Source organism: Nonomuraea sp. NPDC049784 (genome assembly GCF_040659615.1).
In the GTDB taxonomy this organism is placed as follows: Bacteria; Actinomycetota; Actinomycetes; order Streptosporangiales; family Streptosporangiaceae; genus Nonomuraea.
The window spans coordinates 1-9167 of sequence record NZ_JBFAMX010000413.1 but is presented as its reverse complement, the minus strand read 5'-3'; the positions used below and the strand labels follow the sequence as shown (position 1 = coordinate 9167).

The 9167-nt window shown below is 70.8% G+C and carries 12 protein-coding genes; 3 read left to right on the top strand and 9 right to left on the bottom strand.

Annotation, left to right across the window (positions count from 1 at the left end; all coding sequences use genetic code 11):
- Window positions 1–102 precede the first annotated feature (102 nt).
- The gene (locus AB0J09_RS45575; protein WP_360705853.1) at window positions 103–1032 is read right to left on the bottom strand and encodes a hypothetical protein; all 930 of its coding nucleotides are present in this window, start codon (window positions 1030–1032) and stop codon (window positions 103–105) included.
- A 269-nt stretch (window positions 1033–1301) separates the two neighbouring features.
- On the opposite strand from AB0J09_RS45575, the gene AB0J09_RS45570 reads away from it, so the two are divergent.
- Both AB0J09_RS45570 and AB0J09_RS45565 read left to right on the top strand, forming a co-directional pair.
- Window positions 1302–1445, top strand: coding sequence for a transposase (locus tag AB0J09_RS45570; RefSeq protein WP_360705851.1), 144 nt, complete (start codon window positions 1302–1304; stop codon window positions 1443–1445).
- Window positions 1446–1566: 121 nt separating this feature from the next.
- On the top strand, window positions 1567–2025 hold the full coding sequence (locus AB0J09_RS45565) for an MFS transporter (protein ID WP_360705848.1): 459 nt from the start codon (window positions 1567–1569) through the stop codon (window positions 2023–2025).
- Window positions 2026–2068: 43 nt separating this feature from the next.
- Here AB0J09_RS45565 and AB0J09_RS45560 read toward each other — a convergent pair whose 3' ends face one another.
- The 6 genes from AB0J09_RS45560 to AB0J09_RS45535 form a co-directional block, all read right to left on the bottom strand.
- A complete protein-coding gene (locus AB0J09_RS45560) occupies window positions 2069–2875 on the bottom strand; it encodes a transglutaminase family protein (RefSeq protein ID WP_360705845.1) in 807 nt (268 codons plus the stop codon).
- Complete coding sequence (locus tag AB0J09_RS45555; RefSeq protein WP_360705842.1) at window positions 2860–3750, bottom strand: alpha-E domain-containing protein; 891 nt, start codon at window positions 3748–3750, stop codon at window positions 2860–2862. Before AB0J09_RS45555 ends, AB0J09_RS45560 begins: the two co-directional genes overlap by 16 nt.
- Window positions 3751–3769: 19 nt before the next feature.
- Entirely contained in the window at window positions 3770–5287 is a 1518-nt protein-coding gene (locus tag AB0J09_RS45550; protein ID WP_360705841.1) for a circularly permuted type 2 ATP-grasp protein, read from the bottom strand.
- 109 nt (window positions 5288–5396) lie between these two features.
- Complete coding sequence (locus AB0J09_RS45545) at window positions 5397–5756, bottom strand: hypothetical protein (protein ID WP_360705838.1); 360 nt, start codon at window positions 5754–5756, stop codon at window positions 5397–5399.
- Window positions 5753–6124: a YciI family protein gene (locus AB0J09_RS45540; protein WP_360705836.1), complete on the bottom strand. Its 372-nt coding sequence runs from the start codon at window positions 6122–6124 to the stop codon at window positions 5753–5755. The genes AB0J09_RS45545 and AB0J09_RS45540 overlap by 4 nt, the downstream gene beginning before the upstream one ends.
- Before the next feature lie 56 nt (window positions 6125–6180).
- Window positions 6181–6999, bottom strand: a complete 819-nt coding sequence (locus tag AB0J09_RS45535; protein ID WP_360705833.1) for an aldo/keto reductase — start codon at window positions 6997–6999, stop codon at window positions 6181–6183.
- A 139-nt stretch (window positions 7000–7138) separates the two neighbouring features.
- Here AB0J09_RS45535 and AB0J09_RS45530 point away from each other — a divergent pair, with 139 nt between their 5' ends.
- Window positions 7139–7846, top strand: a complete 708-nt coding sequence (locus AB0J09_RS45530; protein ID WP_360705830.1) for a sulfotransferase family protein — start codon at window positions 7139–7141, stop codon at window positions 7844–7846.
- Window positions 7847–7868: 22 nt separating this feature from the next.
- On the opposite strand, the gene AB0J09_RS45525 is transcribed toward AB0J09_RS45530, so the two are convergent.
- Both AB0J09_RS45525 and AB0J09_RS45520 read right to left on the bottom strand, forming a co-directional pair.
- Window positions 7869–8513 carry a response regulator transcription factor gene (locus tag AB0J09_RS45525; RefSeq protein ID WP_360705827.1) on the bottom strand — a complete coding sequence of 215 codons (645 nt, stop codon included), beginning with the start codon at window positions 8511–8513 and terminating at the stop codon, window positions 7869–7871.
- Window positions 8504–9167: sensor histidine kinase (locus tag AB0J09_RS45520; protein ID WP_360705824.1), on the bottom strand; the 664-nt coding region annotated here is incomplete at its 5' end. The genes AB0J09_RS45520 and AB0J09_RS45525, both read right to left, overlap by 10 nt.

Below are 9167 nucleotides of genomic sequence, written 5' to 3'. Positions count from 1 at the left end.
GCCCCTATAGCCACGTGACGGAAACCACCACCGACGAGAGACTACAGCCGCGTGACGGTCACCGTGATCTCCTGGTGGCTCTCCGGCGGCCCCTGTGCGGCCTTAACCGCGCAGCAGCTTCTCTCGCCTGGCCAGCAGCCGCGCACGCTCAGCGGATAGCTGGGCGTGGCGAGCCTGCACGCGCGCGTTCATATTCCGGACCCATTGGGCCGTCTTCGCGACCTCGGCGCGGGTGTTCTCGATCCGCTGATGCTTGATAACGTCGATGATGACGTTGTCGAAGAAGGTGTCGACGAACCACCGCGTATCCACCTTGGGCATGTGAGGGCGTGCGGAGATGCCGACGTCAGCCAGCTCGCGGGAGAAGACGTCCAGGGCCCGCTGGGCGTGCCAGGCCGCCTGGTCGGCGGTGCGCAGCCGGTTGTGCTCGATGGCGTCGGCGATCAGGCCGCCGCCGAAAAGGTCCCAGGTGGAGGCGTGCCTGGCCGAGTTCAGATGGCGCAGCACGTCACCGAGCGCGTCATGTGCGGCCTGCCCGGCCTGGTTGGCCTCCGCGTGCTCACGCTCTCCCGCCGCCACGCGGTCGAGGGCGGCGCCGAGATCGGCCAGCTCTCTGGCACGGGCATCACCGCTGCTGATGAGCTGTCGCTCCTTCTCGGCAAGCAACTCCGCGTATTCCTTTGAGGCCGTCGCGAGCCCGGCCAGCTCAGCCTCGGCCGCACGCGCATCCGCCTCAAGCTGGGCCAGGCGGGCCCGGTGGCCGTCAACCCGCTGCCTGGCGGCGGCCGCCTCGGCGCGCTCGCGAGCCAGATTCTCCTCGCGGATGCCCAACAGACGGGCCAGGATGGCGGACACTCCGCTTTCCAGGCGGGTGACGTCTTTCTCCTCCAGGGATAACTCCAGCTCCAAGTCTGCCAGGGTGTGCTCGGCTTGCTGGATCTGCTCCGCGGTGGACTCGTGCAGCCGCCGCAGGTGGTCGGCCCGATGCATTCGGGCGGCCGCGTCGCGCAGCCGCTCGTCAAGCTCTGGCAAGCTGGTCACATTCCAAAGGACGAACGAGACACTCCGAATGTTCCAACCGACCAGGCTGAGCGCCAGCGGACCGGCAAGACCCGTCCACCAATGCCACCTCCATGAGCACGACCTATGGTCTTGAGTTCGACTTCTTCCCCAGGCGTTGGGGAACCTCTCCGCGATCGACGAGCACGAGGATTGCAAGTCCGACCAAGAAGACCATCCCGCTACCGGTTGTCATGCCCTACTTGCAGATCACTACGGGTCGAACCTCAGGATTACTTCGGATGCGCCCAGAGTTTCCCGAACTCGCCAGCCACTACTACCGGGCGAACAAGCTCTGGTCAGGGTCCTACTTCGCCGGGAGCGTCGGCGGCGCACCCTTGTCGATCGTGCACGCGTACATCGAGCAGCAGATCCAGCCCTTCTGAGTCAGGCAGGCACCGGTCCGCCTGACGGCGAATCGGCTCTTCCTGCCCCGCTACGCGGGACGGTCCACTTCATCCCGACTTGAAGGCCGGAGCACTGCGGACGATTTCGGTAGCGGGCCGCGTGTTACGGGGGCATCAAGGGCCGCCACACCGTTCACATCAGCGCGCGCCAAGCCGTCTCGGACGTTCGAAGGCGCTGGTCGCGGCGCTGCTCTTGACGGCGGCGGGCTCCGTGCTCACCGTCTCCACGTCGCTCCCGCTCGTCGTGGCCGGCTTCGCCGTGCTGACCGCCGGATTCTTCGCGGCACACGCCATCGCCAACGCCTGGGTCACCGCCGAGGCGGCCCCGCACGCCCGGGGCCGCGCCGCCGGCGTCTACACCCTCTGCTACTACCTGGGCAGCGGCACGGGCGGCACGGTGGGCAGCATCGTGTACGGGCACGCGGGCTGGACCTGGCTCATCGCGCTGACGTCGGCCTGGCTGCTGCTGGCGATCGCCGCGGTGCTCATACGCCGGCGTTCGCACTCGCCCACTCGGATGAGCGCATACAGCCAGACGACGGAAACCCACCGCCGATGAGGGCCCCTATAGCCACGTGACGGAAACCACCACCGACGAGAGACTACAGCCGCGTGACGGTCACCGTGATCTCCTGGTGGCTCTCCGGCGGCCCCTGGTAGATGCCCTTGAGCGGCGGCACATCCGAATAGTCCCGCCCCCTGGCCACCACCACGTGCGCCTCGCCGACGTACGACCCGTTGGTGGGGTCGAGCGGGAGCCACTCCCCCGCCCAGTACTCCACCCACGCGTGACTCTGCCCCTCCACCGGCTCCCCGATCTCCGCGCTGGGCCGCGGGTGCAGGTAGCCGGAGACGTAGCGGGCGGGCAGCCCGGCCGCGCGCAGCAGCCCGGCGGTCAGGTGCGCCATGTCCTGGCAGACGCCCTGCCCCAGGTCCCACGCCTCCTGCGCGGAGGTGCGCACGCCGGTCGAGCCCGGCATGTACGCCACCCGCGCCGCCACCACCTCGCAGATCGCCTCGGCGGCCTCGTGCGGATCGCGCCCGAGCGCCTGCGCCTTCGCCAGCTCTTCCAGTTCCTCGTTCACGGCCGTCATCGGGGTACGACGGAGCAGCTCGTACATCGAGGGATCCGGCTCCGTCACGACCATCCGGGGCCGGCGCGGACCGGACGTCTCCGCTCTGCTGACCGCCTCGATGGTCAGCGACCGGTGCGGCTCCGTCACGTCGAACGCTGACACCGCCGTCCCCCAGTAGTCCTCGTACGTGTGGACCGCCGTGGCGGGGCTGACGACGACGCGGCTGGACAGGACGTTGTGCGCGGGCGTCATCCGTACCTCGTTGTAGGACGAGTGCGCCTCCCCGCCGTACTCCATCCGCGTCACGTGGGAGACCCTCAAGCGCCAACCCATGCCATCGCCTCCCTGTGCTGGAAGAACCGCGAGGCGATCGCCTCGCCGGCCGCCGCGCACGCCCCCTGGAGGGTGCCGAGCAGCTCGGGCAGCCGGTCGCGCAGCTCGTTCAGGTCGGCGTACTCGAGCCCGGCGCGCACCCGCCCGATCGCCGCCTGCGCCGAGTCGGCCACCCCGGTCCTGGCCGTGCCGGGGGCCAGCGCCCGCAGGCACTTCTCGGCGGTCAGCAGCGAATAGACGACCGAGCGCGGGAACAGCCGGTCGAGCAGCAGGAATTCCAGCACCTCGCCGTCCCTCGCCCCGTGCGTCCTGGTGAACGACTCGTCCGCGCCGCTGGCCTGCAGCAGCAGCCGCCAGTCGCTGTTCAGGTGGACGGCGAGGAGCCGCGTGGTCATGTCCACACGCTCGAGGCTGCGGCCGAGCACGAGGAAGCGCCAGCAGTCGTCCCTGCTCATGGACGTGTCCGCGAGCCCGAAGAACAGCGCGGCCCGCTCTCGTACGAACGACAGGTAAGCGTGCGGCGGCTGCGACTCCAATCTGGCCAGGTGGTGCCAGGTGACGTTCAGGCACTCCCACACCTCGCTGGCCAGCACCTCGCGCACGCCCCTCGCGCTGTCCCTGGCCGAGCGGATGGAGGCGGCGATCGAGGCCGGCTCGTCCAGGTCGTAGGCCAGGCGCCGGATGACGGCGGGCGCGCTGACGGAGGCGACCGGGCTCAGGCCGAGCACCGCGAAGATGAAGCGGCAGGTCTCGGGCTCGTCTAGCATACGGTGCACGGACACGTCGAGGAGCCTGGCGGTGTCGTCGGCGCGCTCGACGTACCTGCCGATCCAGTAGAGGGTCTCGGCGATCCGGCTCAGAAGCGGCCGCGTCACGGCAAAACCTCCCAAGAAGTCACTGCTCGTCCTCCCATGCGGCCGTGCGGCTCGGGCTCCACTGCGCGGCGGGCGGCGCGACGGCGGCGGGGGCGGCGGCGGCCGGGGTCTCGCCCAGCACCCAGGTGTCCTTGGAGCCGCCTCCCCTGCTGGAGTTGACCACCAGCTCCCCTTCCGGCAGCGCCACCCGGGTCAGCCCGCCGGGCAGCAGCCACACGTCCTCGCCGTCGTTCACGGCGAACGGCCGCAGGTCGATGTGGCGCGGCACGGGCCACTCGCCGATCAGGGTGGGCGAGGTGGACAGCAGCACCGGCCGCTGGGCGATCCACCCGCGCGGATCGTCGCGTACGGCCCGCCGCACCGCCGCCAGCTGTTCATCCGTGGCGACGGGCCCGATCACGATGCCCTTGCCGCCGGCCCCGTCCACGGGCTTCAGCACCAGCTCGCCGGCGCGGGCCAGCACGTCGCCGCGCACGTCGGGATCGTCCAGCCGGTACGTCTCCACGTTCGGCAGCAGCGGCGACTCACCCAGGTAGTAGCCGATCAGGTCGGGCACGTATGTGTAGACGAGCTTGTCGTCGGCCACCCCGTTGCCCACGCCGTTGGCGATCGTGACGTTGCCGAGGCGGGCGGCGTTCACCAGCCCGGGGCAGCCGAGCACGGAGTCACCGCGGAAGTGCAACGGGTCGAGGTAGTCGTCGTCGACCCTGCGGTAGACGACGTGCACGGGACGGCGGCCGTACGTGGTGATCATGAAGAGGCGGTTGCCCTCACAGACCAGGTCTCGGCCCTCGACCAGCTCCACCCCCATGAGGCGGGCCAGCAGCGCGTGCTCGAAGTAGGCGGCGTTGTAGACGCCGGGCGTGAGCAGGACCACGGTGGGGTCCGACACCCCGGCGGGGGCGGCGGCGCGTAGCGCGGCCAGCAGCCTGGCCGGGTACTCCTCGACCGGGCGCACGAACTGCTCCGAGAACAGCGTCGGCAGCGTGCGGGTCATGGCCAGCCGGTTCTCCAGCACGTAGCTGACACCGCTGGGCGTGCGGACGTTGTCCTCCAGCACGTGCAGCGCGCCGCGCTCGTCCCGGATCAGGTCGGTGCCGCCGACGTGCACGCGGACACCGTTGGGCGGGCGCCAGCCGTGCGCCTCCCGGTGGTAGTGGGGGCTGGAGTGCAGCAGCCGCCAGGGGACCACGCCGTCGTGGAAGACCTGGCGCCTGTCGTACACGTCATCGAGGAACGCCTCCAGCGCGCGGATCCGCTGGCGGACGCCGCGCGTCACGAGGTCCCATTCGGCGGCGTCGATGACCCGCGGGATCAGGTCGAGCGGGAAGGGCCGCTCGACGCCCGCGTAGTCGAAGGTGACACCCCGGTCGGTGAACATCCTGGCGAGCTGGTCGGCCCTGGACCGCAGCTCGCGCGCCCCGAGCGGCTGAAGGGCCGCGAAGAGCGCCTGGTACTGGGGGCGGGGGACGCCCGCCCGCTCGAACATCTCATCCCATGCTTCGGCCATGACGTACGTGTCGAAGATGTCCGCCATGTCCGAAGATTAGGAAATCTTTGTTTCGTCCGATCGCGGCGCGTGTTACGGGGCGTTAAGGGCTGCCACACCGTTCACATCAGCGCGCGCCAAACCTGGCTCAGCGGGCTCAGCGGCCGGTGCGGATCGAGCGTTCGAGGGAGTCGGTCAGCCACAGGTGCGTCGTGCCCAGCGTGACCGCCTCGCCGCTGACCTCCCCCACGAGCCGCCAGTACCGCCGCATCCGCGGATCCCGGTCGGGCGCCACGTTCGCCAGCAGCTCCCGCCGGAACTCCGGGGTGTCCCCCCTCCCCCGCACCGAGGCGTGCGCCGCCACGAACCGGTCGAGCTCCGGCCCCACCCGCGGCGGGTCGCCCGCCCGCACCAGAGGTCCGACCATGGCGCACGCCTCGGCGATCCCGAACATCAGCTCGTTCTCGTCGGCGATCACCGCCCGTTGGGCGGGGCCGGCGCCAGGGACGTCGGTCATCTCCCGGCGGGCATGGTCTCCACGGGGCGGATCTCGACCGTCGGGCAGGCCGGCCAGCTGCGCACCATGCGCAGCGCCTCGTCCAGGTCCTCGACGTCGATCTCGCAGAATCCGCTGACCACTTCCTTGCCCTCGACGAACGGCCCGTCGGTGATCACCGGCTCGCCCCCGCCGCGCGGGAGCCGTACCGTGGTGGCGGTGTGGGCGGGTTGCAGCTTGCCGCCCATCCGCACCTTGCCCGCGTGGTCGGCGAACCACTTCTCCACCTGCCGTACGGCCTCCGCCCGCTCGTCGCCGGTCATGGCGGCCAGCTCTTTCTCGTACTCCTCGCTGTCCACGAACATCAGCACGTACTTCACGTCGCCCATCTCCTTCGGTCTTTATGAGCAAGACGAACGGCGACCGGCCCGATTCGACAGAAGCCTCAGAGTTCGACGTACGTCTCGGGATCGCCGCCCTGGCGGCCGCCGCCGAGCGAGCTGATCCTGGCCATCTCGTCGTCCGGCAGGCTGAAGTCGAACACCTCGAGGTTCTGCCGCATGCGCTCGGGGTCGGCCGACTTGGGGATCGGCACGGCGCCGAGCTGCAGGTGCCAGCGGAGCACCACCTGGGCGGGGGTACGGCCGTGCGCGGCGGCGATCTCGGCCACCGCGGGCTCGTCGAACAGCTTGGGGCCGCGGCCGAGCGGGGTCCACGACTCGGTCACGATGCCGTGCTCGGCATGCCAGGCCCGCAGCTCGCGCTGGGCGAAGCCGGGGTGCAGCTCGACCTGGTTGACGGCCGGCCATACGCCGGTCTCCTCCACCAGGCGTGAGATCTGCTCCGGCGTGAAGTTGGAGACGCCGATGGAGCGGGCCAGGCCCTGCTCCTGCAGGTGGACGAAGGCGCGCCAGGTGTCGGCGTAGAGCCCGCGGCCCGGCAGCGGCCAGTGGATGAGGTAGAGGTCCACGTAGTCGAGCCCGAGCCTGGCCCTGCTCTCCTCGAACCCGCGCAGGGCCGCGTCGTATCCGTGCTGGGAGCCGCGCAGCTTGGTGGTGACGAACAGCTCCTCGCGGGCCACGTCCGCGTCGGCGACCGCGGCGCCCACGCCGGCCTCGTTGCCGTAGCTGGCGGCGGTGTCGATGAGCCGGTAGCCCAGCGGGATGGCTTGCGTCGCCGCCTGGCGGGCCTGCTCGTCGTCCATGGGCCAGGTGCCCAGGCCGAGCCGCGGCATCTGTCGTCCGTCGCAAAGCTTGATGGTCATGGGTGTGGTCCTCCCCCGGCGCCGCGCTTTGTCACCTTTCGGCCGCGACGCGCCTCATAACTAGGGGACCGGTGATTTGCCGGGACCGCCGCCTCCGTTCAGCATCGGAGGTGCCAGCCAACACCCCATGGAGGCAACAGTGTTAAGAGTGATCGGCGCGGGATTCCCGCGTACCGGCACCAGTTCGATGAAGGCGGCACTGGAACGACTCGGGTTCGGGCCGTGCCACCACATGTTCGACATCCTCACCAACCCCGACCGCGTCGAGAGGTGGCTGCCCCTGGCCACCGGCGAGCGGGTGGACTGGGAGCACGTCTTCGACGGCTTCCGCTCCACGCAGGACTGGCCGGCGTCCTTCTTCTGGCGGGAGCAGGCGGAGGCGTACCCGGAGGCGAAGGTCGTCCTGACCGTACGCGACCCGCACGACTGGTACGTGAGCATGCAGACGCTCGCCGCCAACGGCCCGGGGCGGCAGATCCCACAGGACGTGCCCGAGGCGGCGGCGGCCGTGTTCGCCGGGATGGCGCGGCTCGGCCCGGTGCTGGAGCTGATCTCCCGGTCCGTGTTCGACGGCAAGGGGAGCTTCAGGGAGGGGCTGCCCGACGAGGAGGTGGCGCTGGCGGCGTTCGAGCGGCACGTGGCCACGGTCAAGGAGAGCCTGCCCGCGGAGCGGCTGCTGGTCTTCGACGTGCGTGAAGGGTGGGAGCCGCTCTGCCGGTTCCTGGGTGTGGACGTCCCGGCAGGGGAGCCGTTCCCGCACCTGAACGACGCGAAGGCGATGCGGCAGACGATGGACAGGCTGATCGCCGAGGGCACCATCGACTCGCCGTTCTCCCGGCGCGAGTGAGGATGCCGCACCGCGCGGCCGGTCAGGTGTCCAGGTAGCGGAGGATCGCCAGGACACGGCGGCTGTAGTCGGGGTCGCGGGGCAGGCCGAGCTTTTCCGCGATGGCGTTGACGTGCTTCTCGACCGTGCTGAGGGAGACGTGCAGGCGTTCGGCGATGGCCGCGTTCACGAAGCCCTGGGCGAGGTGGCGCAGCACCTCGCCCTCGCGCGGGCTCAGCCTGCTCAGCGGATCGGTGTGGGTGGTGCGGGCCAGCAGTTGCCGCACCACCTCGGGATCGAACGCGGTGCCGCCCGCGCGTACGCGTTCGAGCGAGTCGAGGAAGTCGGCCACCTCCGAGACCCTGTCCTTGAGCAGGTAGCCGAGGCCCCGCGTGGAGCCGGCCAGGAGCCTGGCCGCGTAGTGCTGCTCGACGTACTGGGACAGGACGAGCACGCCTACGCCGGGATGGCGTTCGCGGATCTCCAGGGCCGCCCGGAGACCCTCGTCCTTGTGGCCGGGCGGCATGCGTACGTCGATCACGGCCACCTCGGGGCGGTGGCGCTCGACGGCGGCGAGCAGCGCGGGAGCGTCGCCGACGGCCTCGACGACCTCGTGGCCCGCGTCGTCGAGCAGGCGAGTGAGCCCTTCACGCAGCAGCACGGAGTCGTCGGCCAGGATCACCCGCACGGGCCCGCCTCCGCCCCGGACCCGCCGGGCCGTGGCTCCGCCACCGCGGACGCCACCTTTGGGGAGCCGGTGGGCTGGACCTTCGGGAGCATGGCGGAGATCTTGGTGGGGCCGCCCGGCGGACTGTGGACGGTGAACTCCCCGTCGAGCGCCAGGACGCGCCGGGCCAGCCCCGACAGCCCACCGCCCGAGGGGTCGGCACCGCCCTTGCCGTCGTCTGAGATCGCCACGCTCACCGCCCACTCGTCCTCCGTCAACACGACCAGGATGTCACGCGCCCCGGCGTGCTTGACCGCGTTGGTGATGGCCTCGCGGGCGACGAAGTAGAGCGCGGTCTCGACCTCGGACACGGGCCGCTCGGCCAGCCCGTGGTGCACGGTCACCGGCACGCTCGACCGTTCCGCGACGCCCGCGAGCGCGGCGCGCAGCCCCAGTTCGTCGAGCGCGGTCGGGTAGATGCGCCAGGCCACGCTGCGCAGCTCGTCGAGGAGCTGGCGCGACTCGGTGTACGCCTGGACGACCAGCTCGGCGGTCCGCTCCGGATCAGGGCTGTGCCGGGCGCGGCCGAGCAGCATGGCGAGCGCGACACCGCGCTGCTGCACGCCGTCGTGGAGGTCGCGTTCGATCCTGCGCCGCTCGTCGTCGACGGCTTTG

Coding starts and splice junctions, on each gene's coding strand:
- AB0J09_RS45570 (WP_360705851.1), top strand. CDS start 1,302: ATGCGCCCAGAGTTTCCCGAACTCGCCAGCCACTACTACCGGGCGAAC.
- AB0J09_RS45560 (WP_360705845.1), bottom strand. CDS start 2,875: ATGGGTTGGCGCTTGAGGGTCTCCCACGTGACGCGGATGGAGTACGGC.
- AB0J09_RS45550 (WP_360705841.1), bottom strand. CDS start 5,287: ATGGCGGACATCTTCGACACGTACGTCATGGCCGAAGCATGGGATGAG.
- AB0J09_RS45545 (WP_360705838.1), bottom strand. CDS start 5,756: ATGACCGACGTCCCTGGCGCCGGCCCCGCCCAACGGGCGGTGATCGCC.
- AB0J09_RS45540 (WP_360705836.1), bottom strand. CDS start 6,124: ATGGGCGACGTGAAGTACGTGCTGATGTTCGTGGACAGCGAGGAGTAC.
- AB0J09_RS45535 (WP_360705833.1), bottom strand. CDS start 6,999: ATGACCATCAAGCTTTGCGACGGACGACAGATGCCGCGGCTCGGCCTG.